Below are 24,743 nucleotides of genomic sequence, written 5' to 3'. Positions count from 1 at the left end.
TGCGCACAGCCAGCACCACCGCCTCCTTGACTTCAGGCTGCCGGGTGAGGTGGTACTCGATTTCACCGAGTTCGATGCGCAAGCCACGAATCTTGACCTGGTGATCGGTCCGCCCCAGGTACTCGATGGCGCCGTCGGCGCGCCAGCGCCCCAGATCCCCGGTCTTGTACAAGCGTGCATCGGGCTCGCTATGCGCAAATGGATCGGGGATGAAACGCTCGGCCGTCAGTGCCGGCTGATGGAGATAGCCGCGCGCCACGCCCACGCCACCGATGTGGATTTCGCCTGGTACGTCCAGTGGAACGGGCTGCCCCTGCTTGTCCAGGATGTAGATCCGGGTGTTGTCGATCGGGCGACCGATGGGCACACGCCGTACACGCTCCAGGCTGCCGAACTCGGCCATCACCTTACCCTCGGGCAAGCATTCCCAGGCCGTGACGTCAATCGCCGCCTCGGTCGGCCCGTACAGGTTGTGCAGTTGCACCCCAGGCAGCTTGTCAAACACCTGCTGGGTCAAGGCCCACGGCAGCTCTTCGCCGCTGCAGATGATGCGGCGGATGCCGGCACAGCGGCCCGGCGCCTGTTGCGCCAGGTGAGCCAGAAAGGCCTGCAACATAGAGGGCACGAAGTGCAGGGTCGTGATGCCTTCAGCCTCGATCAGGTCGGCCAGATAGGCCGGATCCTGGTGGCCACCAGGCCGTGCCATCACGAGCTGCGCGCCCGTGATCAGAGGCCAGAAAAATTCCCACACGGACACATCGAAGCCGTATGGCGTCTTCTGCAGCACACGGTCATCGGGCGTCAGGCCATACGCCTTCTGCATCCACTGCAGGCGATTGACCACGCCACGGTGTTCGTTCATCACCCCCTTGGGCTTGCCGGTGGAGCCCGATGTGTAGATGACATAGGCCAGACTGCGGCTGCTGAAAGGCGCACCTGCAGGCACCGCGTTGCCACGTGCCTGAACGTCCGACATGACCGCCGCCAGCACGGTTTCAACGTCCACAACAGGGCAAGCGCATGCCGGCAAGCCCGAGCGCAAGGTGGATTGGGTCAGGAGCAGACGAGGGCTCAGGTCCTTGATCAGGGCGTCCAGACGTTCTGCGGGGTGGCTCGCATCCAACGGCACATAAGCGGCGCCGCACTTCAGCACGGCCAGCAAGGCCACCACCATGTCAGCGCTGCGCGCCATGGCCAGCGCCACCAGCTCGTTGGCTTGCAGACCAAGCGCCTGCATGTGCCTGGCCAGGCTGTTGGCCTCCTGGTTCAGCTCCCCGTAGGTCAAAGACCGCCGATCGTCGACCACGGCCGTGCGGGTGGCGTGTGCCTCGGCACGCTGCTCGAACAACTGATGCAGGCTCAGGTGCTCGTCAAAAGCGCAGTCCGTGGCGTTGAACTGGTGGACAAGCTGAAACGCCTCGTCTGCCGCCATGATGGGCAGTCCGCTGATGGCGCCGGTATGCCCTTGCAAGACGGCATCGCACGCGACCGCCAGCCTTTGATGCAGGCGAAGCATGTCGGCCTCGTTGAAATACGCGCGGTTGTAAACCAGCTCGATCTGCACCCCGGCGGCCTGATGGTAGTTCTTGACGCCAATGGCCAGCGGGGTCTGCTCGTGCTCGTTGTGCAGGGTCCAGAAGCTGGGGTTGCCTGAACCCATCTGCACATCGGCATCAAACTCCTCGAACGAGAACGTGATGTCATACAGCTGGCGGCGTCCTGTTTGCGTCAGCTGCACGACCCGGTTGATGTCGGAGATGGGCAGGCGCTGATGGCGCAGGCAACGCTTGAGTTCGCGCGCCACGGCCTGCATCTGCGCCGGAAAATCCCGGCTGGTGTCCACGGCCACACCAACGGGGTTCATCGAGGAGAACATCCCGATCGTCTGTCGTTGCGCAGGGGTGGTCCGGTTGTGCACGGGCACGCCGATGACCAGCTCCTCCACGTCGTTCACGCGGGAGAAATAGCTGTGTATCAGCGCCAGGAAAAAGTGCGATTCCGTCAGGCCATGCTGCCGCACATAGGCGCGAACACCATCGAAAACAGCCCGAGGCATGTGCCAGACATGCTTGCCGCTTCCTGCCATCGGCGTGCCGGGGATCTCGTAGCGCGGCTGGAGCAAGGCCGGGGGCAGGGTGGCATAACGTGCACGCCAGAAGGCCGTGTCCCGCTCATGACGCGGTGAACCCAGGTAGGCGCTCTCGGCCCTCAGGAAATCCAGATACGAAGGGGCAGTTGGATCGTCCAGCGACTCGCCCTGGAGCAGTCGGTTGTAGGCATCAACCATGGCGGCGCCCGCCATCGGCACGCCATAGCCATCAATGATCAGGTGGTGATAGCGATGCAACCAGAGGAAGCCGTCTTCACCATACTGCACCAGCAGATTGCCCCAGGGCAAAGTGCCTTCGAGCGGCCTTTGACGGCTGAATTCGGCCTGCACGTATCGCATGGCGGCTTCCCGCGCATGGGGCTGGCCGGACAAGTCCACCAGATCGACACGGATGTCGGCATAGGGCCGCACCCGCAGCATGGCCTCGCCGTTGTGAACCACCACCTCCATGCGCAACGCATCGTGACGGGCGGCCACATGACGAACCGCCTGGTTCAATGCATCAACATCGACCGGCCCCTTGATGTCTGCGCACATGCCGATCTGGTAGTTCGGCACATCCGGGTGGAGCAACTGATCGAACCAGATGACCTGTTGAACCGAAGAGAGGGGCACATGGGGTGACTCGCTGCATGGCTCATCGATCAAGGGCATGACCAGGTCATTCATGGGAACTACTGCGCTAAGTGAACCGGGGGCTAAGGTTCTGTCGTGTTGGAAAGAAGGGCGGCTCATGCAGAACCGACATGTTGCAATGTTGACCAATGAGCATGTCAACATCTCAGAGGGTTTTCCAACCCGAACCGCTGAAATCGCCCCTCAGATCACCTCTGGCCACTCGCTTGAGGGGGTAATCGACGTCACACCTGACACTGGAAGCCTCTGATGCGGGCCGCCTTCAGATCTGGCAAATTCACCTGCTTGTCTGCCCTGATCCCCACCCCGCCATGAGGCTTGCTCGTCCCATCGACTTGGCACCTTTGCAGGTCGACGTTTTCACACTGGCGCCTCATGCCCTTGCCGCCGATGTCCTGCAGGCAAAGGAGGGGCAACTGCTTGACGCCAACGAGCGCGCACGTCATGCGCGCCTGCTCAAGCCGGCAGACCAGCATGTCTATCTGGCATCGCATGTGATGCTCCGGCACGTGCTGGGCGCGCATCTCGGCGTGGCACCTTCGGCACTGCGTTTTGCGCAAGGCCCATGGGGGCGCCCAGTGCTGTCGCATCCGTTGCAAGACGTAGAGCAGGGGGTCGATTTCAACCTGAGTCACACCAACGGACTCTGCGCATGCGCCATCACACGGGGCACGCGCGTTGGCATCGACGTCGAGAAGATCGACGCGTCGTTTCACACCCTGTTCAACAGCCCCGACGTGCTGGCACCGCCCGAACGTGATGCCCTGCATCAGCTGCCTGCTGAAGCACGGTCACAGACCTTTTTTCACTACTGGACGCTCAAGGAGGCCTGCACAAAAGCCGTCGGCAAGGGCCTGTTGATGTCACCAGCCGATGTGCCATTCAGCTTGTCAGGTGATCGGTTCACGCTGAACTGCGCGTTGGGCGGGCTGCCGGCCACGGATTGGCACGTCGAAACCCGAGTTGTGGACACCGACTGGGTCATGTCGCTGGCGTTCCAGAAGGGGCGATGGGCGACAGCCATCACCTGGCATGAGTGGCTGCCGGACTGGGCGTGATGGCGTCGCGCAACGGCCAAGCCCTATAATCTGCAGACACCCATCTTCAGATTGTGAACATGCAGGCAATGAACATCACCGTGATCGGCGGAGGGCTGATCGGCGCGTCCTGGACGGCGCTGTTCCTGGCACATGGCCACACGGTCTGCCTGCACGACCTGGCCCTCGACGCCGAAGCGCGTGTTCGCACGGAACTGCGGCGTGTTCAGCCTTTCATGACCGAGCTGGGCCTGCCGCTGGACCCCGATTCCCGCCGGCTCTCGTTCGAATCCGATCTGGGCAAGGCGGTGAAGGGCGCAGACGTCGTTCAGGAATGCGGCCCCGAGCGGCTCGCCTTCAAACAGCATTTGTGGGCAGATGTCGAGAAGCACTGCAGCGCTGAAACACTGTTGCTCTCGTCCAGCTCCGGCATGACCGCGTCCATGCAGTCCAAGGCCATGAACAGCCCGCAAAGAATGCTGGTGGGCCATCCCTTCAATCCGCCGCATCTCATTCCGCTGGTCGAAGTGGTGCCTGGCAGCAAGACCTCGGAGGCATCGACCCAACGCGCCAGGGCGTTCTACGAGGCGCTTGGCAAGCGGGTGGTCGTCTTGCACAAGGAGATCCCCGGTTTCGTCGCCAACCGCATTCAGGCGGCCGTGATCCGAGAATCGGTGGCGCTGGTCCGCCAGGGCGTGGTGTCAGCTGAAGACCTGGATGTGGCCGTGACCCAATCACTGGGCCTGCGCTGGGCCACGGGCGGCCCGTTTCTGTCTGCGCACCTGGGCGGCGGGCAAGGCGGCGTCCGCGCCTTTTTCAAGCAGTTCGCCAACGGGCTGCAACTGCTCTGGCTGCACACCAGACTCAGGCCGGTCTTTCTGTCGGCCGCCACGCAGCGGGCCCTGGCCAAAGACGTCGAGCAGGCTTACGGCAGCCAGACCATCGATCAACTGGGCACCCTGCGGGACCAACAACAGATCGCCATCCTTCGTGCCTTGAAGAAGGCAACTTCCAGCGAGACCTGAACCATGAAGCTTTCATCCAACGAAGTCGTGCTGATCACGGGTTGTGGTTCCGGCATTGGCAAGGCGCTTGCCAGAGCCTTCCACCAGCGCGGGTTTCAGGTGTGCGCCACGGCGCGGCGGCCGGACACCATGCGTGACCTGCAAGGCGAGGGCATCATGACCATGGCGCTGGACGTCACCAACAAAGACGCCATCGCCAGCGTCGTCGAACAACTGCGGGCCAAGGGCCTTCATGCGGGCGTGCTGGTCAACAACGCGGGCTACGGCGCGATGGGGCCATTGATCGATGTGCCTGACAGCGAATGGCAAAAGCAGTTCGACGTCAACCTGTTTGCACCGATGGCGCTCACCAGAGCCGTCGTGCCGGCCATGATCGCGCGTGGCAGCGGCATGGTGGTCAACATCAGCAGCGTCTCTGGCGTGATGACCACGCCGTTTGCCGGCCCCTATTGCGCGAGCAAGGCGGCGTTCAATTCGATGTCGGACGCCTTGCGCATGGAACTGGCGCCATTGGGCATCCAAGTGTTCACCGTGCAGCCCGGCGGCATCCAGTCATCCTTTGGCGACAGCGCTGCAGGCCAGGTCAGCCTGGCGCCGGACTCGCCATACCAGGCGATCCGTGAAGGTGTGCTCGCGCGCGCCAACGAGAGCCAGAGCAAGGCGATGCCGGCTGAGGTGTTTGCCGGGTTGTTGGTGGATCAACTTAAGCGGCCGGCATGCCCGCCCGTGATCCGCCTTGGCGAGAAAAGCAGCTTGCTGCCGTTCCTCAAACAATGGGTGCCGGCGCGGATGCTGGATCGCGTGTTGAGCAAGCGGTTTCAGTTGGACAAACTTGCACAGCGCCGCAGTTGATGGGCTCATCCGACGCCATCGTTTTTGACGGGTTCGCTCTGAGAAGCGCGGATGAGCAAAGAACTGGCCAAGGTCCCATACAGGGGCTTGCTCACAACCCTGGAAATGGCGCTGGCGATCAAGGCACATGCCATCAGGCTGAGCACCATCGCATGACCGTCCACCATCTCCATCACGATGATGAAGGAGGTCAGAGGCGCCTGAGTCGCCGCAGCCAGGAAGCCCGCCATACCCAGGGCAATCAGGATGGCGGACTGGTGAAAATCAATCAGATGAGCCACGTCGTTTCCAAGAGCGGCACCAATGGCCAATGCGGGCGCAAAAATCCCTCCTGGCACACCCGACCAGGTCGTCAACCAGGTCGCCACAAACTTGAGCACCACGTACAGCGAAAACGTGTACTGATCCCCCTCCAACATGGCCCGCGTATGGCCGTAGCCGCTGCCAAAGGTCAAGCCCTGTGTGACCACACCAATCACCGCAACGGCCAACCCACACATACAGGCGAACACAATGGGCCTGCGTGCGCGAAGTTGACTGAACCGATCGACGGCCTGTCCGCCAAGCGAGTTGATCAGTGTTCTGGAGAACAAGCCACCGGCAAGGCCACTCAAAACGGCCACCAGCAAGCCCGGAAGCAAGGTTGACCAACTGACCAGGGCGACGTGGATCACACCAAAATAGGTTGCGTTCCCATTGATCGATATGGATACCAGGCCAGCCAGAACAATCCCCGCAATCAGCAATCCGCTGTTGCGCTTCTCTGGGGCGCCCGCGAGCTCTTCAATGGCAAACATCACCCCTCCCAAAGGCGTGTTGAATGCCGCAGCAATGCCCGCAGCACCTCCGGCCACCAGGAGCCCATGCTCATTGACCAACGCCCGTTTTGGCAGCCACCGTCGCACACTGACCATGACCCCAGCAGCGATCTGCACGGAGGGCCCCTCCCGCCCCAGCGACAGTCCCGCGAGACCACCCCAGGCTGTCAGCAAGATCTTGGCAAGTGTCAGGCGCAGGGACACCCATAGACCACGCTGTGAAGGCGGCATGGCCGACTCCAGCGTCGCTATAACTTGAGGAATGCCAGAACCCGCCGCACCTGGCGCGAACTTGCGCGTGGCCCAGACGATCGCACCAGCGCACACTGGCGTCCACAACAGTGGCGCCCACCAGACCGCATTCTGCAGCTTGAAGAAATGGGCCAAAGCGTGTTCGGTCAACCAGGTAAAGGCAACGACGGTCACGCCGGCAGCGGCTGCGGCAGCCACAACAAGGCCTCTGGACAACCAGAGCCGCCAGTCGCTGAACTCTCGTTGCAGAACCCGTACCGAGTTCAGTTCACGTTTCACCGCTTACTCCCGGCCATGGTAACTTCAGGCCGAAGCCAAAAAGGCATGCCCCGGATACTGCGAAACTGAAAATCATGACCAGCAAGAAGGCTCCTCTCGACATTCCAGCGCCCAAAGCCCGGACCGGACAAGATGGTCTGGCAGAAACTCAAAAGCAAGTATTGCGCCGCTTTCGGATAGTCTTCAACGCGGTCAAAACACATTTTCGCCAGGTAGAAAAAAGCGTTGGTATTGGTGGTGCACAACTATGGGCTTTGAGCCTGATCCAGGAGCGGCCGGGCATCGGTGTGAGTGATCTGGCGCAGGCCATGGATATACACCAGTCCACTGCCAGCAACCTTGTCAAAGCGCTGGTGGAGCAGGATCTGGTGATGACATCCAGGAGTGAAACAGACGGCCGGGCAGTTGCGCTGCACATACTGCCCTCAGCCGTCAAGTTGATCAAGAAGGCGCCTGCACCATTTTCGGGGGTGCTGCCAGATGCCTTGGCACGATTGGACCCCGCCACACTCAAGCGGCTGGACAAAGACCTGTCTCAAGTCATTGCCTTGCTCGAAGCAGATGAGCGCGCAGCCAACACGCCATTGGGTCAATTGTGAGCGGCCCGGATCATTGGGCATGCACGTTCCCCCGTGCATTTGCTGGTGGATCATCCCGCTGACTCCAAGCGCACTTCACCTGGTCATTGCCTGCAACCTTGGCCTTTTCTGCGCCCCCGTCGAAAACGCACGCGTCACGCTTAACAAGCAATTTCTTGCACTCCGATTGGATTGAGGAATCGAAGAAGCTTCGGGTTCGGGCGCCGTAGCGTTGCCGCCATTTATGGAATGGCATGTTGTGATTGCAGGCGCACTAAATTGGTGAAAATGTATATTCAAATATCGAGGGCGACGAGAAAGTATCAAACCTTGAGTGCCGTGGATCCGGTGTGGATGGCCAACTGAGGGAAGGGTATTTCGATTCCTTCTGCATCAAATCGAAGCTTGAGCCGCAACAGGTAAGCGCGCCTCACATCCCATTGCTGAAGTGGCGCCACCTTGAATCGCCCCCGAACGACAATGGCTGAGTCGGCCCAGCGCTCCACCCCCGCCAGTTCAAAATCCTCCAGGATGCGGCCCAGAAAATCCAGATCGGCCCGCAAGCCAGCGGCCGTCTCTCGCATGACCCTCATCACGCGAGACAAGTCCTCGCGGTAAGACACGCTCACGTCCACCACGGCATAGGCAAAGCCTCTGCTCATGTTGACGACACTGGTGATCGTGCCATTGGGCACAAAGTGCACATTGCCATCGTAGTCCCTCAGGCGCACGTAACGCAGCGTGACTTCATCCACCAGGCCCGCATGATCACCCAACTGGACGACATCACCTTGCTGGATCTGGTTTTCAATCAACAGGAAAAAGCCTGTGAAGAAGTCTTTGACGAGTGCCTGCGCACCAAAGCCAACAGCGAGCCCCACAACGCCTGCGGCCCCCAGAATGGGTGCCACCGAAATGCCCAACTCGGACAGGATCAGCATCCCGGCTACCAGTGAAATAGCCACGGCAGCCATGTAGCGAAAAACGCGCCCCAAGGTCTCCGCGCGCTGAACCGCTTCCCGGTCCCCAAATCGGGTTGCGATGCGGATGCGCAAGGCGCGGACGGCACGCTGGACGATGGCGATGGCCCACCAGGCTGCAACGATGATCAACACGATACGCAGCCCGCTCTTGATACCGTTGTCCACGTTATGAAAATCACTTGTTATCCACTCAAGAAAATCTGTCGGCATTTCGCTATCCAGACATGACAGGATCAGGCTAGACAGCACTGTCCCACGGCGCTGACAGCTGCACAGCGCAATTGATGATGCCTACCATGGAGTAGGTTTGAGGGAAGTTGCCCCACAACTCGCCAGTTCTCCTGTCCATGTCTTCCGATAGCAAGCCAACGTGGTTACGACGGGCCATCAGTGCTTCAAAACATTCGCGCGCTTCTTGCACACGGCCAATGCGCGCGAGTGCATCAACACGCCAGAATGCGCACACATTGAACGCGGACTCCGGCCGACCGAAGTCATCCTCCGCTTCATAGCGGCGCATGTAAGGCCCGTCGCACAGCGTGGACTCCAATGCGTTCACCGTACTCACGAAACGAGCATCGTGCGCCGGCAGAAAGCCGACTTCTGCCATCAGGAGCACGCTCGCATCCAGCTCAGATCCGCCAAAGCTCTCGACAAAAGCTTGTCGCTTCTCGCTCCAGGCGCATTCAATGATGCGACGGTGAATCAAGTCGGCTCTGGTACGCCAGTGCATGGCGCGTTCAGGCAGCGCGAGGCTGAATGCAATTTTGGCCAGTCGGTCACACGCCGCCCAGCACATCAGCGATGAAGATGTGTGAACCCTGGCGCGAGTGCGCAACTCCCACATGCCCGCATCTGGCTGATCATGCAAATGCCAGGCTTTTTCCCCCATGGTTTCGAGAAGGTGAAAGTCTCTTGCATCTGCGCGCCGGAAGAGGCGGTGATCATGAAAGGCCTGCGCGGCCCCCAAGACAATGTTGCCGTAGACATCATGCTGGAAGTGTTCGTAGGCCTGATTGCCCACCCGCACCGGCCCCATACCCCGATAGCCAGGCAGGTTCGGCAGGATCCGCTCGGTCAGCGTGCGTTCCAGGCCGATGCCGTAGAGTGGTTGAACATGCCCACTTGCACCGCTGACCACGTCATGCAGCCAGCGCAGATACTCCTCCATCGTGCCGACTTCAGACAGGCTGTTCAGCGCGCGCACCACGAAAAAGGCATCACGCAACCAGCAATACCGGTAATCCCAGTTTCGACCACTGTCTGCGGCCTCAGGGATGCTGGTGGTCATGGCGGCCACGATGGCGCCGGTTTCTTCGAACTGGCACAGCTTGAGCGTGATCGCTGATCGAATCACGGCGTCTTGCCACTCCAAAGGCACAGCCAGGCGCCGAGTCCAATGGCGCCAATGTTGAGCTGTTTGCTCTTCGAAATCCCTAGCGGTCTCTTCTATGCCTGCTGTCAGCGTTTCGTCAGGCCCAAAAATCAGGCTGATGGGTTCATGAAGGGTGAACCAAGTGCCTTCCGCCACGTAGGTTGGGGGCGCGTTCGTGTTGAGACGCAGGGTGACGCCGGGCAAGACGTAGCGCAAATGGTTACTGCCTCGCGACACCTCTGGCTCGCTTTGCCCCCAGTCGCCACCAGGCCTGACCACGATGCGCACACGGGGATGGCCGTGAAGTATCCGAATGCGCCTCACCAACTGTGCTGGCCTGAACATGCGATCGCGTTGGTAGAACCGCGGCGCAAAGTCGGTGATCTCAATCGCCTGGCCTTGCGTATCAAACAATCGCGTGCGCACAATGGCGGTACCTTGATCGTAGGCCTGCTCGGCGCGCACCATGTTCTCAAGCTCGACGAGCAATCGGCCAGCCTCGCCATCACCGGAGGATGTGCCCAACAAGGCATGAAATACGGGTGGGCTATCGAAGCGTGGCATGCAACACCAGACCACGTCGCCTTGCGTGTCAATCAATGCGCTGACGGAACAGTTGCCGATGACGGCCATGTTCATCGACAGGTGCCTCAGCTTTGCTTCAGTACTTTGCATTTGTACAAATATATAATGAAACCATTGAAACAGTGAAGGACTTCCTTGATCGTCGCGCTGTTGCTGATATGGCATCTTGGGGAAAGTCCACGTCAATGAAAACAATCCGGCTTCAATTGCGCTTTCTTCTGCCGCTGTTGGGCATCTTGCTTGCGGCTGCATTCGTGGCTCTGCCCGTGATGGACAGGCTGACATTGCGCTGGTTCGCCCGCGATCTCAACATACGCGGCGAACTGGTCGCCAATACCTTGTCCGACTCCATTCTGGATGCCGCTGTCGATGGCAAGGCAACGCGATTGCAGGCTCTGTTCGACCGTGCTGTCCAGGATGAGCGACTTGTCGCAATAGGCCTTTGCTCGCCTCAAGGGGAGTTGTTGATGCGAACGGGGGCGTTTCCAGACTCGCTGCGATGCGACAAGGCAAGGGACATTTCCAGGAAAGACAACCCCCAACTGGACCTGAGTTCAGGTGCCGTTCACGTAGGCGCCCATGCTGTCGGCATGGGACCAGGCATGACCGGTCATCTGGTGCTGCTGCACGATCTGAGCTTCATTGCTCGGCGCAGTGAGGACACCCGACGCTATCTGGTGATCTTCATCACGAGCCTGGCACTGGGCATCGCTTTGATTACCGTCGTCGTGGCTCAGATCAGTTGGCGTGGCTGGGTGTCAGGTATGCAGGCGATATTGCGAGGGGAGGGCATTCTTTCTCCCATGGTTGCCAATACACCTGAGTTACAGCCTTTTGCCAGCGAGATACGTTCACGCTTGCGGGATCTGGAAGACGAGTTCCGCCGCAGCCAAGGCCCTGTGACGGAGTGGGATCCAGAGCGCCTGAGATCGTTGTTGCGCATGCAGTTGCGGGGAGATCAACTCATCGTTGTCTCCAATCGTGAGCCGTACATCCACGAAGAGGGGCCCAACGGCATTGTCGTCAAACGGCCAGCCAGCGGGCTCGTGACGGCCGTCGAGCCCGTGATGCGTGCCTGCTCGGGCACCTGGATAGCACATGGCAGCGGTTCAGCCGATGCACAGGTGGTTGATGCCGACGACCGTGTCAGTGTTCCACCAGACAGTGGGGAATACCTGTTGCGCCGCATCTGGATGACACCAGAAGAAGAGCAAGGCTATTACTATGGTTTTGCCAACGAAGGCATGTGGCCTTTGTGCCATGTCGCTCATGTTCGCCCGGTGTTCCGCGAATCGGACTGGGAGGCATATCGAGCCATCAATCAGCGTTTTGCGGACGCGGTAGTGGCAGAAGCGAAGGGCGAAGATCCCGTCGTCCTGGTGCAGGATTACCACTTCGCGCTGTTGCCCGCGATGATCCGGGCCCAGTTGCCGCGGGCCACGATCCTGACCTTCTGGCATATCCCTTGGCCCAACCCGGAGTCATTCGGCATATGCCCGTGGCGGCGCGAAATTCTGCAAGGCATGCTTGGCAGCACGATTCTGGGCTTTCACACCCGGTTTCATTGCAAGAACTTCATGGAAACGGTGGACCGGTTTCTGGAGGCGCGCATCGAGCAAGAGCACTCGACCATTTCCTTCCATGACGAAGAAACCCTGGTGGAAAGCTACCCCATTTCCATTGCGTGGCCCTCCGAAGCCGAGACGCTGTCCTGGCCCAGTGTGGCCACATGTCGCAGTCAGGTCTTTGCCAGGTTGGGTCTGGCGCCTGATACGTGCCTGGCGGTTGGGGTCGATCGGTTCGATTACACAAAGGGCATTCTGGAGCGCCTGCATGCGGTGGAGCGCTTGCTCGAAAAACATCCTGAGTGGATTGGCCGTTTCGTGTTTGTTCAGGTAGCGGCGCCCACGCGTTCTTCGCTGGAGGAATACCGAACCTTTCAAGAGCGTATCCACCGCGTCACCGATCGCATCAACAAGCGATATGGCCAAGCTGGATATCAACCCGTTCACCTTTTGGCGCAACACCATGAGCACGAAGCGGTCAACGAATTGTTCCGCGCCGCCAACATGTGTGTTGTCACCAGCCTGCACGATGGCATGAACCTGGTCTGCAAGGAATTCGTTGCCGCTCGCGACGATGAACAAGGCGTGTTGATTCTCAGCCGCTTTGCTGGCGCAGCCCGTGAGATGCCCGAAGCCCTGATCGTGAATCCCTATCATGTTGAAGAGACGGCTGATGCCTTGCACCGGGCTGCAAACATGCCAACAGCCGAGCAACATGAGCGTATGGCCAGTCTCCGAATGACGGTTCGGGAGTACAACGTCTACAGATGGGCTGGTCGCATGCTGGCCGATGCAAGCCGTTGGCGACTGAGGGAGCGCATTGAAGCCCGCGTGCAACGTCATATGAGCAGCTGATATGAAGCATCTACTCTCACCTGAAGGCGAGGCAGCGCTTACTGCCATCGTGAAACGTCGGCCACTGCTGGCCTTTGATTTTGACGGCACCTTGGCGCCAATTGTTGCCAGGCCCGATGATGCCAAGGTGCCCATGCCTGTGGCGCGACGCCTCAAGGCGCTTTCGGCCAGTCTGCACATCGCCATCATTTCAGGACGCTGCGTGAGCGACGTTCTGGACAGGCTGCATTTTGAACCGACCTATGTGATCGGCAATCATGGGGCGGAAGATCCGGCGTTCCCCCTGTTGGATACACACTTTCATGCCATGGATGGGCTTCGCACGCGTTTGCACGGCCTCAGGGACGTGTGGCAGCAGCTTGGCGTCACGTTGGAGGACAAGGGTGCTTCGTTGGCATTACATTACCGCCTCGCGCGCGATCGATCTGCAGCTGCAGACGCCATCACCGAAGCTTTGGTTGATCTGAACCCGGGGTTGATGAGTTTTGGAGGAAAGTGCGTCGTCAATGTGGTTGCGAAATCGGCCAACGACAAGGCCCAGGCCTTGGCTTCACTGGTTGAGCGCAGCCAGGCAGTATGCGCCGTTTTTGTCGGGGATGACGTCAATGACGAGCCGGTCTTCGCGCGCGGTGAAGCGAACTGGCTGACAGTTCGCGTGGGGCGAGACGATCCAAGCTCCCAAGCGCAATACTTCCTGGACAGCGTGAGCGACTTGCCAGCCATGCTTGAGCTCATGCAGGTGGCGCTGATGTCTGCCGAATGAATTCCATTCTGTTTTTGCTGAAAATAGCATTTGTACAAATACAATGTCAGCTCTGGCTAACTTGATGTCATGTCAAGCAACTGGAGCGACTTTGACCGGAGCCCCTCGGGGCTCCGTTTTTTTGTGTTGGCGGGTTTGAGCGCGGCGTGGACGGCATTTGCCAACTTACTATCGTGAACAGGTCGTTGAGGCCTGTCGTTGGTAATCCCCATAGCCAAGGCCTGAGCTTTTCCGGATAGTTTATTTGCTACGATGTATATTATGTCAACTATCGTGCGCACCAGTTGAAGACAGCCTCGGCTCAGCCTGCACACACGCCCGTCTTTCTTAAGATTCACCTAAGTGGCTGGATGCATAGTCCAGCCTCATGCTGTGGATGTGCAACCCAATCTGAGAATCGACATGAGGCTGCTCCTGGTGGAAGACGATCACATGATCGGAGAGTCTGTGCTGGACATCCTCCGCGCCGAGCATTACGCCGTCGATTGGGTCAAAGACGGGCTGCTGGCCGACAACCTGCTCCGAACCGAAGCATACGATCTGGTGTTGCTCGATCTGGGTCTGCCCGGCATGGACGGTGTCGACGTACTGCGGGCCATGCGTGCCCGCAAGGCAAACACCCCCGTCTTGATCACCACGGCCAGAGACGCCGTCGATCAGCGCATTGCGGGCCTGGATGCCGGCGCCGACGACTATGTCCTCAAGCCCTATGATCTCGGCGAACTTCTGGCCAGAGTCAGAGCCCTGCTGCGACGCGCCACGGGGCGTGCCGAGCATCGTTACGAACACATGGGGGTGGTCATCGCCCCCAACACCCGCGAGGTCACCGTAGACGGTCAGGCCGTCGTGTTGTCGTCCCGCGAGTGGGCGGTGCTGGAACCGCTGCTGGCAAGGCCTGGCGCCGTTCTGTCCAGGGCCCAACTGGAAGAAAAGATCTTCGGCTGGGAAGACGGCATCCTGAGCAACGCCGTCGAGGTCTATATCCACGGCCTGCGAAAGAAGTTGGGCGCTTCCTTGATCCAGAACGTTCGGGGTGTAGGCTACATGGTGCCAAAGGCCTGACGGCATGAAGCCCCTCGCCTCTCACTCGCTTCGACATCGCCTGCTGGGCATCCTGCTCGGCGCCATCACCCTGTCCACCGTGATTCAGGCCGTGACGGCCTACAAGAGCGCGCTGGCCCAAGCCGATGTGATCTTCGATCGCCACATGCAGAAGATGGCGATGTCGCTGCGCTCTGGCGTGCCACTGGTCAACGCGAAACCCAACGTCGAATCGAGCACCGATCGAGCCAACGAAGACTTTGTGGTTCAGATGTGGAACGCGAAGGGCGTTCCCATCTTCCAGTCAGCCGCACACCGCACCTTGCGCAAGCCCTCGACGCCAGGCTTCTCGGACGTGAGGACGCTGGACGCCCGCATCTACAGAGTCTATTTGCTCACCACCGCGCACGAGACCATCCAGGTCGCGCAAGACATGGCGGCGCGCCGGGACATGGCCAGCACCTTGGCGTGGCACGCTGTTGGGCCCGGCATGCTGACCGCGCCGTTTCTGATGTTGGTGGTCGGGTTGGTCGTGAGTCGCTCCCTGGCACCGATCGCCAACGTGCGTTCGCAAATGGCTTCGCGCAAGGCCGATGATCTGTCTCCCGTGATGCCGGTGGGCCTGCCCGAAGAAGTCCGCCCCTTGATTGATGACCTCAATCTCCTGCTCGAGCGAGTCAGGCAGGCCTTCGAGGCCCAGAAGAGCTTCGTGGCCGATGCCGCACACGAGTTGCGCTCTCCCCTCACGGCACTCAAGATCCAGGTGCAAGGGTTGCAACGCGCGGCTGACGAAGACGCCCGCAAGCTCGCGGTCAAACGATTGACTTCCGGGATTGATCGCGTTGCGCACCTGGTAGACCAGCTTCTGGTTCTGGCGCGTCAGGAAGCATGCGCCACCGCCGGGGTGGAGATGCAAGGCATGGATCTGGCCCAGACAGGACTGCTGGCCCTGACCGATGTGCTCGTTCTTGCACAAGCGCGTCAGATTGATCTGGGTGTACACCAGGCCAACCGAGCCATGGTCACTGGCGATCCGGATGCGCTTCGCATTCTGGTTCGCAACCTGCTGGACAACAGCATCAAGTACACACCCTCAGGTGGCACCGTCGATCTCGACGTCAGGCAAACGCCATCCGGAACGGTCTTGTCCGTGGAAGACAACGGCCCCGGCATTCCCGAGGCCGATCGCGATCGGGTGCTTGATCGGTTCTATCGGCTTCAAGGTTCTGGCGCAGAGGGCAGTGGTTTGGGCCTGGCCATTGTCAAGGCCATCGCCGATGCACATGGGGCCAAGGTGTTGATCGACAAGTCGGAGCGCCTGGGCGGCCTGCGCGTTCAAGTGCGCTTCAAGGTGACGTGAGGGCCTTGCACGCATTAAGTCTCGCCTAAGTATTGTTCTTCACAATGCTGCGCACTCGTCCTGTTGAGGCAGGACTGTAGAAGATCGACTTGCCAAGGAAAAACATGCGACTCTCTCTCATTGCGACAGCATCATTTGTCACCATGCTCGCAGCGTGCAGCAACACCCCCTCGCTGAAGGCATCAGCCCCCGTTGCCTCGACTTCTTCAGCCCCACGAAACGCCTCGGCACCTGCTTCAACTGATGCGCAGGCCAGCGCTGTCAAGCAGGCTCAAATCGAAGCAGAACGTCAGGCCGCGCTGGTCCGCAAGACGAGAGCCGACCTCAACAACATGAGCGTCCTGTTTGACTTCGATGACTACACCGTCAAGCCCGAGTACACGGACATGCTTCAACGACAGGCCGATTTCCTGAAGACGCAAGCCGGAGATCGACTGGTGCTGCAAGGCAACTCGGATGAACGCGGCGGCGCCGAGTACAACCTGGCGCTGGGGCAAAAACGCGCAGAGGCTGTGCGCAAGGCACTGCTGGTGCTGGGCGCCCCCGACGACCGAATCGAGACCATCAGCTTTGGCAAGGAAAAGCCCAAGGCCACCTGCCCGGAGGAATCCTGCTGGTCGCAGAATCGCCGCGCGGACTTCGTGCACAGCAGCAAGCACTAGGCATTCAAGGGCATCTGGTTATGGCTGGATGGACAAGCAAGCAGGACCTTGACACACACCTGTCATGGTGCCGCCTCATGATCGAGAAACCTTTACCCTCGTTTTTTCAAACATGCCTACACCTCGCTCCATCCACGTTGTAACGGCCCTGGCCTTCTGCGCAGGCCTGCCCGCAGCCTTTGCTCAAAACATCACCGGCGCCGGTGCCTCATTTCCTGCACCCATCTACAGCAAATGGGCGGGTGCCTATCAAAAAGCAACCCAACGACAGGTGAACTATCAGTCGGTTGGATCCGGTGCCGGCATCAAACAGATCAAAGGCAAGACGGTGGACTTCGGGGCATCAGACATGCCGCTAACGGACGATGATCTCAACAAGGATGGCTTGCTGCAGTTTCCTACCGTCATTGGCGGTGTTGTGCCCGTGGTCAACATCAAGGGGATCAAACCCGGACAGCTTCGCTTGACAGGCCCCCTGCTGGCAGACATCTATCTCGGCAAGATCACGCGCTGGAACGACGCCGCCTTGAAAGCCCTGAACCGTGATGTTGCATTGCCCGATGCCCCTATCGCGGCGGTCAGGCGCGCAGATGGGTCTGGCACCACCTTCATCTTCACGAACTACCTTTCCAAGGTAAGCCCTGAATGGAAGGCAAAAGTGGGCGAAAGCACTGCTGTGAACTGGCCTGTCGGTTCAGGCGGGAAAGGCAATGAGGGCGTCTCGGCATTTGTTCAAAGACTGGAAAACTCGATTGGCTACGTTGAGTCGGCCTATGCAAAGCAGAACAACATGTCGCACGTCCTGATGGCCAACCAGGAAGGCCGCTTTATCGAACCCACCGATGCATCATTCAAGGCGGCGGCAGCTGGCGCGGACTGGAACAAGTCCTTCTACCAGATTCTGACCAATCAGCCTGGCGCCAATGCCTGGCCACTGAGCGGCGCAACCTTCATTCTCATGCACAAGGTGCAGGACAAGCCCGCTCAAGCCAGTGCCACACTGAAGTTCTTCGACTGGGCCTATGCCAACGGCGACAAGATGGCATCGGAACTCGACTATGTACCGATGCCCGGCTCGGTCAAGCCACTGATTCACAAGCTCTGGCAGAACATCAAGGGCGCTGACGGAAAAGCCGTATCAGCCAAATAACGGCCATGTCGCCGTGCTTGCTTCAGCGCCGCGTCGACGGCCGTCCGCGCGCCGCTGAAGCGTGCCCTTACCCAATCGCCGTCGTATCCAGTATGTGCGTCAGCGAGTTGCCCAGGTCATCCAGCGTGGGTGACACGCCAGGCGCCCAGTCCCTGGTGTTGATCGTGTAAGCCCAGTCCACGCCATCGGCCCGCGAGACCGCCAGCGTGGATGCACCCGGTGTGCTGCCTGAGCGCGCAGCACCTGCAGCTCTTGGCCCATTGCCCCACACCGCATGCGAGTGGATGAACTGCACCATGGCGTGCGCGGATGCAGCGGTGCCGTCGTTGGGGTCGCCCACTTCGTTGATCTCGCCATCACCGCCATAGACAGCCGGGATCAAACGGTTGGACGCCAGATCCAGCGGGCTCTTGCCCAGGCCTTCGTCTTCCGCGATGGCGTGGTGGCTGCTGCGCTTGTTAGCCAGGGTCGGGAACACATCCACCTCCGTGATGCCGGCGGGCTGCAACAAAGTGCTCTTGACGAACTCGAAGTAGGTCTTGCTCGTGACCTTCTCGATCACCGCCCCCGCCAGCAGGTAGCCGAAGTTCGAATACTTGTTGTTGGTGCCTGGCGCGAAATCCAGCGCGCGGCCGTACATGTAGCGTGCCACATCCAGCTTGGTCACAGGCCGGCCCAGATTCATGTCCAACGCAATCTTGCGCATGTTGTAGGTGGGGTCGAAGCCGGAGCCCGTGCCCGTGTCGTCGTAGCCACCCATGTGATCCAGCAGTTGCTGCACCGTGATGTTGTCGCTGCGCGGGTCCGCGGGGTGCGAGAAGCCGAGTAGCGGATACACCTTGGTCGCCGGGGTAAGGTGCTTGCTGTCGTACAAGGCCTGAATGGCAGCCTCCAGGAACATCTTGCTGCAACTGGCCAGCAGAAACCGATCAGAGGGCTGCGTGACCCGGTAGCCAGGTTCAGCCCATGTGTAGGCTCGCGAGAACTTGCTGACGCCGTTCTTGCCGATGGCCAGTTGGGCGGCACGCACGCCATGGGCCTGCATGAAGGTCTGCATGGCGTGGTCCAGCCCTGCCAGGCCAGCCACGGGCGTGCCGGTTGCCGACCATTGGCGGGCCATGGGGACGTCCTGCTTGGCAAAGATGGCCGCGTAGCGCGTGTCGGAGCCCGTTCCACCACCTTGTACGCAGATCGGGTAGAGACCGGCGGCCTTCTGCTTGTCGAACTCGGCCTGATAGTCGGCCGCACTCATGCCGTGCCGCGCCACCCAGGGGCCCACCACATCGTCCTTGAACACGGAGCAATACATGTGGTCGCTGGACACCGCCACATACGAGGGGCGATAGCCAGAGAGCTGATAACCCGGCAACTGCACTTCGGCATTGAACACATCCTGGTAGCTTTCACCCGTGTCCGATGGGTGCACATGCCACTTCACGAAGTTCGGATTGGCGTGCCAGACGGCCATGTACCGACGGTCACTCGGTGTGCCATAGATGGCAACGGAGCGCAGCATCATGCGCTGCTTGTACGCCGTCTTGTTGAGGTTCTGGAAGGTACCGACAGCGTTCTCTGAGCCGCCCGTCACGCCATGGCGCGCCATCCAGGCACCACCAATGCCCTGCTCGAACACGGCCGCAAAGACCGCATTGCCGGCGGTGCCCGTCGCAGACACCAGGCTGGGTACATAGCCTTTGGCCGTCCAGTTGTTGAAGAAAGACTGATAGCCCTCGCTGTTGACGCCATGCACCGCCACCCAGGCCGTGCCGGGCCGCTGCACCCAGACTGCGGCGTAGCGCGCGTCACCGGGATCCCCGTAGACGCTGAGAGAGATCATCCTGAAGCCTTGCGCACTCAGGTTGTTGAAGTTCGTCTGGTGTTGGGTACTGGTGACCCCGTGATACGCCTGAAACATGGTTCCACTCCTTTAGGGGCTGAGAAGAGTGGCCACTGTCTGCCTGTCTCCCCTCGCCTGCCATCCCTAGGAATGAAGTGCACGTCAAGCGTGATCAGGGCCTGATATCAGGCGCAGCAACTTCAGGCGCGCCCTGCTCTTTGGCCTGCTTCCATTGCACGGCTTGAGCCCGCTGGTAGGCCGGGCGCTCCTGCAGGCGCGCCCAGTAAGCCGCAACGTGATCAGGGAATTGCGCAGACAGGCCCAGATGCTGGGCCAGCAACAAGGCATAGCCCACCGATACATCGGCGGCCGTGAACCGGTCTCCACAGAGGTAAGGCATGTCTGCCAGGCGCGCGTTCAGCGTTTTCAACCTGGCCAGGAACCATTTGGTGTAGTCCTGGGCCACCTGGGGCTGCTTGCGGCCTTCGGGCTCGAAATGCGTATAGCGCAACACCAGCGTCTGCGGAAATGTGAGCGTGGCCTCACCAAAGTGCAGGTAGTTCAGGTAGTCGCCGTAGGCATCGTCATTCACGGCCACATCGAGCTGGCCAGGGCTGTGACGTGCCGCCAGGTACTGGCACATGGCGGCGGACTCGCTCATGCGCGTGTGGCCATCCACTAGCAAAGGGATCGTGCCAAGCGGGTTCAGCGCCAGAAAGTCCTTGCGGTGCACCCGTGGCGGAAACGGCAGCATATGCAGTTCGTAGGGCAAGCCCAGTTCTTCAAGCAACCACAAGGGCCGAAATGATCGTGCGCTGATGCAGTGAAAGAGTTGAATCATGGGCCCGGCTGAGAGTGGTCAGTTCAATGGATGAGTCTGCCACGCTTGTCCAGGGTTACGAGGTCCACGAAATTGCTGCCTTGATGATCGCCCCGCGAATAACGGATCACGAATCCACCCAGATCCTGTCGATCCATGCCTTCCAGGGCGCTTTGAACACCGCGCGAGCTGATGGTGGACGCCTGCTCCAGGGCGCGCACCAGCACCTTGGCCGACACATAACCCTCCAGGGTACGGTAGTTCACCACCAGGCCAGGCTTGCGCGATGCCGTGGCCATGAACTCCTTGGTGATCGGCAGATGGATACGATTGGGATCAGGCAGGATCTGGCTGTAAGGATTGCCGCCGACCACGTCCGGCCCTAGTTTGGCGAACTGGGCATAGATATCGGTAATGGATGTCTGGTAAATGGTCGGGCGAGAATGTCCGGAGGCGCGTGCCTGGCTGAACATTTCCCGGGAAAAGGATTCACACGCAGAAGGGTTGCACAGTGCGATCACGGTCTGTGCATCCAGATTCAGTATCTGTTGCGCCTGAGGCTTGAGGTCGGGAGACTTGCGCTCGAAACTGACCTTCCCTACCAGATTGATATTGGGGTAGGTTTTCTTGGTGCGCTCGACAATGTATTGGTAGAGCGGGTCTCCAAACTTGTCGTGCTGCACCAGCACCGCCAGCTTGACGGGCGAAATCGACATGTGCTTGAGCATCTCGTCCACTTCGGCGCGATAACTGGCCCGCACCGGGAAGACGACATCACTGGCACGGACACTGTCTGCGCCGGTAATAGGGGCAATCAAGGGTACGTCATTTTCCTGGGCGACCTTGATCACGGCTTCGGTGGGATCGGTGCCGCGCGTCCCGAACAACGCAACGACCTTGCGGTCCTTGATCAAGGTTCGCGCATTACCAGATGCCTTTTCTGCCGAAAAGGCATCATCCAGGCTGACCAGTTTCACCGGCCTGCCGCGCACCCCGCCGGAGGCATTAACACGCTCCAGATAAGCGAGCGCCCCGGCATTGAAATCTCGCATTTGTGCGGCTGCCACGCTGGAAAAATCAGCCGTTTGCCCAATCAGGATGTCATCCGCCGCCGATGCGGTAAGAGAAGACAGGCCCAGCAGCGTGACGAACAACAAATGCTTCATTCCAGGTAATTCCTCAAGACAGCATCAACCTCAGTGATGACATGATCAAAGCAAATATCAAAATCTGACGCAAGGTTTTGGTTGAAAACTTCGACGACAGACTCACACCTATTGGCGCAAAGGCCAGCCCCCCTGCAATCACCGCGGCCATACCCGCTGCGGACAACAGCGGTGCACTTTCAGGTGAAGGATCAGATATCAGCGCATGTGACAGGACATAACCCGTCACTGACAGAAATCCCACCGTCGAGCCAATGATATTGGCCGTGGCGATGGCATCCTTGAACCTCACCCCTGCTCCATACACAAAGTACGCGATCGTGTACGTACCGCCGCCCACACCGATCAACGCAGAGACGCCACCAATGGCGCCACCGAACGACAGGTCACGGATGCGCGACGGATCGCGACGCTCTTCCATTTCCTTGATAGGCCACAGCATGACCACGGCCAGACAAAGTTGCAGCACCGCCACCAGCTTCGGGCTGATGAAGGATCGGGATCCTCCAGCCAGGCACGCCGCCAGCGGTGTGATGAAAAAGACACCGATGATGAAATACCTGGCGCCGGACAGAAGTACCAGCCTCTCCTGCTGCGTTCTGATTCGCAACTGTTTGACGGTGGCGCCAATTGAATTGAACAGAACCGCAAACCACGACACGACGATGGCATCGTGAATCACAGGTGGCCCATACAACCAGACCAGCACGGGCACGATGACAATGCCCCCAGCCAAACCGACCAGCCCAGCAATCAGCCCGGACAATGCCCCGGCCACGAGCAGCATAATAACATCCATCTTGAACACCCCGTTCGTTTAATTGATTGAACTCAATACCCTTGAGTCAAGGCTTGCGCATTCGGAGCCATGCTGATAAATGGTCCGAAAATCTGATAATCAAAAAGAGGCCTGCTGATTTGCTGCCAACGGGGTGGGCAGAGCGAGGCTTGCGGATCTGCAACACACCCCATCACATGAGGGGTGTCGCTTAACGTGAACTCACACGACAATGCAGTCACTGCAGCGCAAACAGGCTTTCCTTGATCGGGAAAGGCGATGGCCTTGCAGGGATATGGCAACTGCGCACAAATGCGTCGCGCGCTCAATTGTAAAAAGTCGTTTCCGGAAGTACCGAAATGACGGCAAGGCGAGGCCAATACACCCATATCCAAAGCCCTTCCTGCCCAGGTTGCAGTTTCGTGGCGGCGCATGATGATTTCTGACGCACAAACCTCATAACCCATCGGGCGATACTACCCAAATGGGTTAACAGATTTGTGACAGTCGCGTAGAACCTTCGTCAATGAGTCGAGTCCATGCTCGGATACATCGATCCATGCAGATTCTGTTCAGCAAGGCTTATGCCACAACAGAATCTCTGTCATCCGAGTAACCTGGCGATTCAACACAATCATACATCTGCAACAAGTGGCAGATTTATGCGCAATACCTGCATGGATATGCTGGTACGTGCTCGCACGCATGTGGTGACACCCCCTGTTTAGGGCCTTGTCCTAGGGAAACCGACATGAAGACAAGCCACCCGGCAAGGCTTGAATCGCTTACGATTTAACACAACTGCGATGTAGGCTTGCGGCAAAAGCAACGCTCCACGATTTCACATACTTCAACGGTCATCCGAAAGACGCCGGTAGTCATGCTGAATGGTCTCAAGCACCTCACGGTTGGATTGATCGAAGTGCCATCCATTCCAAACCCCATGCTGGATCTGCGCCGACCAGGCTTTGACCTGACGGCGCCGACCGAACTGGACCTGTCTCCCGTGCAGGCGGAAGAGTCGCGCGAGATCGATCGCCTGCTTGAGAAGGGCTTTCGCGGGCTGAAATTCCCGGATGCACTGGAAGCGCGCTATGCCGAAGACCATGCCGAACAGCGCCTGAAGATCCTGGTGTCCAGCGGCATGTTGGTCACCTTGCTGTTCAACTGGTTCCTGATGTCGGACAACCTGATGGTGCCCGACGTGTTCGACCTGTCGCTCAGGCTGAGGTTGTTCATCTTCACGCCCTGCACCATTCTGGGCATCTACCTCATCACCAAATTGCCCTCGGTACAGGCACGTGAATGGCTGGCAATGGGAACGGGCCTGATTGCCTCGGCCTTGAACCTGTTCGTGTGCCTGTCCAGCAAGGACGTCATGGCGGGCCCCTACCTGGTGAGCATGGTGCCCATCGTCATGTTCAGCAACTCGGTCGCGCAGATGCGCTTCTTCCCGGCGCTGCTGATGGACAGCGCGATCCTGCTTTTGTTCGGGTATGGCGCCTGGGTGCTGGCCGCACCGCACAACATGCCCATCTTGCTGTCGGCCGGATTCACGCTGATATCCGCCACGGTCTTCACTTTGTATGGCTGCTACACCCTGGAGCGCGACGAACGCCAGAACTGGCTGCTGCATCTGCGGGAGAAGGTGCTGCTGCAGGAACTGGAGCTGGCCAACAAGCACCTGGACACGGTGTCACGCAGTGATCTGCTGACCGAAGTGGCCAACCGTCGGCACTTTGATGAATACTTGCAGCTGGTCTGGGAGCGCGCCCGCCTGGATGGCAGTGACATTTCGCTCATGATGATCGATGTGGATCACTTCAAGTCGTACAACGATCGCTACGGGCATCCGGAAGGTGACGAGTGCCTCCGGGAAGTGGCTGCCACCCTGAAACGACGCTTGCGACGACCGGGTGATCTGATTGCCCGGTTTGGCGGCGAAGAGTTCATTGCCGTACTGGCCGGGACCCCACTGACCACGGCCGCCAGTGCGGCCGAGCGCGTTCGCAAGGGCGTGGAAAACCTCAACCGGCTGCACGCCACATCGCCAACGCATGCGGTGGTGACCGTCAGCATTGGCGTGGCCTGCCTGCGCCCCAATGCACCTCACGCCAGTCCGGCACAGCTGATTGCCGCAGCCGATGAGGCGCTCTATCAGGCCAAGTCTCGTGGGCGCAACCGGGTATTCGCGTTCGGCACCAACGATTGAGCCT

The 24,743-nt window shown here is 59.6% G+C and carries 20 protein-coding genes; 11 read left to right on the top strand and 9 right to left on the bottom strand.

Features of this window, described 5'->3' with window-relative positions; all coding sequences use genetic code 11:
* Positions 1-2,779, bottom strand: a 2,779-nt coding sequence (locus tag VFW93_RS11165; RefSeq protein WP_329694067.1) for an amino acid adenylation domain-containing protein, incomplete at its 3' end; no start/stop codon positions are given.
* A 278-nt stretch (positions 2,780-3,057) separates the two neighbouring features.
* On the opposite strand from VFW93_RS11165, the gene VFW93_RS11160 reads away from it, so the two are divergent.
* Genes VFW93_RS11160 through VFW93_RS11150 form a run of 3 tightly spaced genes read left to right on the top strand, consistent with a single transcriptional unit; the run spans position 3,058 to position 5,660 of the window.
* Positions 3,058-3,804: a 4'-phosphopantetheinyl transferase family protein gene (locus VFW93_RS11160; protein ID WP_329694066.1), complete on the top strand. Its 747-nt coding sequence runs from the start codon at positions 3,058-3,060 to the stop codon at positions 3,802-3,804.
* A 59-nt stretch (positions 3,805-3,863) separates the two neighbouring features.
* A complete protein-coding gene (locus VFW93_RS11155) occupies positions 3,864-4,808 on the top strand; it encodes a 3-hydroxyacyl-CoA dehydrogenase NAD-binding domain-containing protein (protein ID WP_329694065.1) in 945 nt (314 codons plus the stop codon).
* 3 nt (positions 4,809-4,811) lie between these two features.
* Entirely contained in the window at positions 4,812-5,660 is an 849-nt protein-coding gene (locus VFW93_RS11150) for an SDR family oxidoreductase (protein ID WP_329694064.1), read from the top strand.
* Between the two features lie 5 nt (positions 5,661-5,665).
* Here VFW93_RS11150 and VFW93_RS11145 read toward each other — a convergent pair whose 3' ends face one another.
* A complete protein-coding gene (locus VFW93_RS11145) occupies positions 5,666-6,928 on the bottom strand; it encodes a chloride channel protein (protein WP_329694063.1) in 1,263 nt (420 codons plus the stop codon).
* A 155-nt stretch (positions 6,929-7,083) separates the two neighbouring features.
* Here VFW93_RS11145 and VFW93_RS11140 point away from each other — a divergent pair, with 155 nt between their 5' ends.
* Entirely contained in the window at positions 7,084-7,608 is a 525-nt protein-coding gene (locus VFW93_RS11140) for a MarR family winged helix-turn-helix transcriptional regulator (protein WP_329694062.1), read from the top strand.
* A gap of 302 nt (positions 7,609-7,910) precedes the next feature.
* On the opposite strand, the gene VFW93_RS11135 is transcribed toward VFW93_RS11140, so the two are convergent.
* Both VFW93_RS11135 and VFW93_RS11130 read right to left on the bottom strand, forming a co-directional pair.
* Positions 7,911-8,735 (bottom strand): mechanosensitive ion channel family protein, encoded by an 825-nt coding sequence (locus VFW93_RS11135; RefSeq protein ID WP_329694061.1) that lies wholly within the window; start codon positions 8,733-8,735, stop codon positions 7,911-7,913.
* Between the two features lie 73 nt (positions 8,736-8,808).
* Positions 8,809-10,620 (bottom strand): glycoside hydrolase family 15 protein, encoded by a 1,812-nt coding sequence (locus VFW93_RS11130; RefSeq protein WP_329694069.1) that lies wholly within the window; start codon positions 10,618-10,620, stop codon positions 8,809-8,811.
* Between the two features lie 95 nt (positions 10,621-10,715).
* Here VFW93_RS11130 and VFW93_RS11125 point away from each other — a divergent pair, with 95 nt between their 5' ends.
* The 6 genes from VFW93_RS11125 to pstS all read left to right on the top strand — a co-directional run bounded on the left by VFW93_RS11125 (position 10,716) and on the right by pstS (position 17,926).
* On the top strand, positions 10,716-12,950 hold the full coding sequence (locus tag VFW93_RS11125; protein WP_329694060.1) for a trehalose-6-phosphate synthase: 2,235 nt from the start codon (positions 10,716-10,718) through the stop codon (positions 12,948-12,950).
* A gap of 1 nt (position 12,951) precedes the next feature.
* On the top strand, positions 12,952-13,713 hold the full coding sequence (otsB, locus tag VFW93_RS11120) for a trehalose-phosphatase (RefSeq protein WP_329694059.1): 762 nt from the start codon (positions 12,952-12,954) through the stop codon (positions 13,711-13,713).
* 402 nt (positions 13,714-14,115) lie between these two features.
* Positions 14,116-14,775: a response regulator transcription factor gene (locus VFW93_RS11115; RefSeq protein WP_329694058.1), complete on the top strand. Its 660-nt coding sequence runs from the start codon at positions 14,116-14,118 to the stop codon at positions 14,773-14,775.
* A 4-nt stretch (positions 14,776-14,779) separates the two neighbouring features.
* Entirely contained in the window at positions 14,780-16,114 is a 1,335-nt protein-coding gene (locus VFW93_RS11110; RefSeq protein ID WP_329694057.1) for an ATP-binding protein, read from the top strand.
* Positions 16,115-16,218: 104 nt separating this feature from the next.
* Positions 16,219-16,776: a peptidoglycan-associated lipoprotein Pal gene (gene pal, locus VFW93_RS11105; protein ID WP_329694056.1), complete on the top strand. Its 558-nt coding sequence runs from the start codon at positions 16,219-16,221 to the stop codon at positions 16,774-16,776.
* A 112-nt stretch (positions 16,777-16,888) separates the two neighbouring features.
* Positions 16,889-17,926, top strand: a complete 1,038-nt coding sequence (gene pstS, locus VFW93_RS11100) for a phosphate ABC transporter substrate-binding protein PstS (RefSeq protein WP_414639654.1) — start codon at positions 16,889-16,891, stop codon at positions 17,924-17,926.
* A 67-nt stretch (positions 17,927-17,993) separates the two neighbouring features.
* Here pstS and VFW93_RS11095 read toward each other — a convergent pair whose 3' ends face one another.
* The 5 genes from VFW93_RS11095 to VFW93_RS11075 form a co-directional block, all read right to left on the bottom strand.
* On the bottom strand, positions 17,994-19,841 hold the full coding sequence (locus tag VFW93_RS11095) for a serine hydrolase (protein WP_329694054.1): 1,848 nt from the start codon (positions 19,839-19,841) through the stop codon (positions 17,994-17,996).
* Between the two features lie 94 nt (positions 19,842-19,935).
* On the bottom strand, positions 19,936-20,604 hold the full coding sequence (locus VFW93_RS11090) for a glutathione S-transferase family protein (RefSeq protein ID WP_329694053.1): 669 nt from the start codon (positions 20,602-20,604) through the stop codon (positions 19,936-19,938).
* Between the two features lie 23 nt (positions 20,605-20,627).
* Positions 20,628-21,737: an ABC transporter substrate-binding protein gene (locus tag VFW93_RS11085; protein ID WP_329694052.1), complete on the bottom strand. Its 1,110-nt coding sequence runs from the start codon at positions 21,735-21,737 to the stop codon at positions 20,628-20,630.
* Between the two features lie 25 nt (positions 21,738-21,762).
* The gene (locus VFW93_RS11080) at positions 21,763-22,536 is read right to left on the bottom strand and encodes a sulfite exporter TauE/SafE family protein (RefSeq protein ID WP_329694051.1); all 774 of its coding nucleotides are present in this window, start codon (positions 22,534-22,536) and stop codon (positions 21,763-21,765) included.
* A gap of 44 nt (positions 22,537-22,580) precedes the next feature.
* A complete protein-coding gene (locus VFW93_RS11075) occupies positions 22,581-22,961 on the bottom strand; it encodes a hypothetical protein (RefSeq protein ID WP_329694050.1) in 381 nt (126 codons plus the stop codon).
* Positions 22,962-23,449: 488 nt separating this feature from the next.
* On the opposite strand from VFW93_RS11075, the gene VFW93_RS11070 reads away from it, so the two are divergent.
* Positions 23,450-24,739, top strand: a complete 1,290-nt coding sequence (locus tag VFW93_RS11070; protein ID WP_329694049.1) for a diguanylate cyclase — start codon at positions 23,450-23,452, stop codon at positions 24,737-24,739.
* Positions 24,740-24,743 lie beyond the last annotated feature (4 nt).

It is taken from the genome of Aquabacterium sp. (genome assembly GCF_036279675.1).
Classification (GTDB): Bacteria; Pseudomonadota; Gammaproteobacteria; order Burkholderiales; family Burkholderiaceae_C; genus Aquabacterium.
The sequence above is the reverse complement of the archived record's forward strand: the minus strand, read 5'-3'. Positions and strand labels throughout refer to the sequence as shown.

Excerpts from the sequence above, each read along its gene's own strand:
- VFW93_RS11125 (WP_329694060.1), top strand. The coding sequence starts at position 10,716 with ATGAAAACAATCCGGCTTCAATTGCGCTTTCTTCTGCCGCTGTTGGGC.
- pal (WP_329694056.1), top strand. The coding sequence starts at position 16,219 with ATGCGACTCTCTCTCATTGCGACAGCATCATTTGTCACCATGCTCGCA.
- VFW93_RS11155 (WP_329694065.1), top strand. The coding sequence starts at position 3,864 with ATGCAGGCAATGAACATCACCGTGATCGGCGGAGGGCTGATCGGCGCG.
- VFW93_RS11095 (WP_329694054.1), bottom strand. The coding sequence starts at position 19,841 with ATGTTTCAGGCGTATCACGGGGTCACCAGTACCCAACACCAGACGAAC.
- VFW93_RS11160 (WP_329694066.1), top strand. The coding sequence starts at position 3,058 with ATGAGGCTTGCTCGTCCCATCGACTTGGCACCTTTGCAGGTCGACGTT.
- VFW93_RS11090 (WP_329694053.1), bottom strand. The coding sequence starts at position 20,604 with ATGATTCAACTCTTTCACTGCATCAGCGCACGATCATTTCGGCCCTTG.
- otsB (WP_329694059.1), top strand. The coding sequence starts at position 12,952 with ATGAAGCATCTACTCTCACCTGAAGGCGAGGCAGCGCTTACTGCCATC.
- VFW93_RS11115 (WP_329694058.1), top strand. The coding sequence starts at position 14,116 with ATGAGGCTGCTCCTGGTGGAAGACGATCACATGATCGGAGAGTCTGTG.
- VFW93_RS11110 (WP_329694057.1), top strand. The coding sequence starts at position 14,780 with ATGAAGCCCCTCGCCTCTCACTCGCTTCGACATCGCCTGCTGGGCATC.
- VFW93_RS11080 (WP_329694051.1), bottom strand. The coding sequence starts at position 22,536 with ATGCTGCTCGTGGCCGGGGCATTGTCCGGGCTGATTGCTGGGCTGGTC.
- pstS (WP_414639654.1), top strand. The coding sequence starts at position 16,889 with ATGCCTACACCTCGCTCCATCCACGTTGTAACGGCCCTGGCCTTCTGC.
- VFW93_RS11075 (WP_329694050.1), bottom strand. The coding sequence starts at position 22,961 with ATGCGCCGCCACGAAACTGCAACCTGGGCAGGAAGGGCTTTGGATATG.
- VFW93_RS11150 (WP_329694064.1), top strand. The coding sequence starts at position 4,812 with ATGAAGCTTTCATCCAACGAAGTCGTGCTGATCACGGGTTGTGGTTCC.
- VFW93_RS11130 (WP_329694069.1), bottom strand. The coding sequence starts at position 10,620 with ATGCAAAGTACTGAAGCAAAGCTGAGGCACCTGTCGATGAACATGGCC.
- VFW93_RS11140 (WP_329694062.1), top strand. The coding sequence starts at position 7,084 with ATGACCAGCAAGAAGGCTCCTCTCGACATTCCAGCGCCCAAAGCCCGG.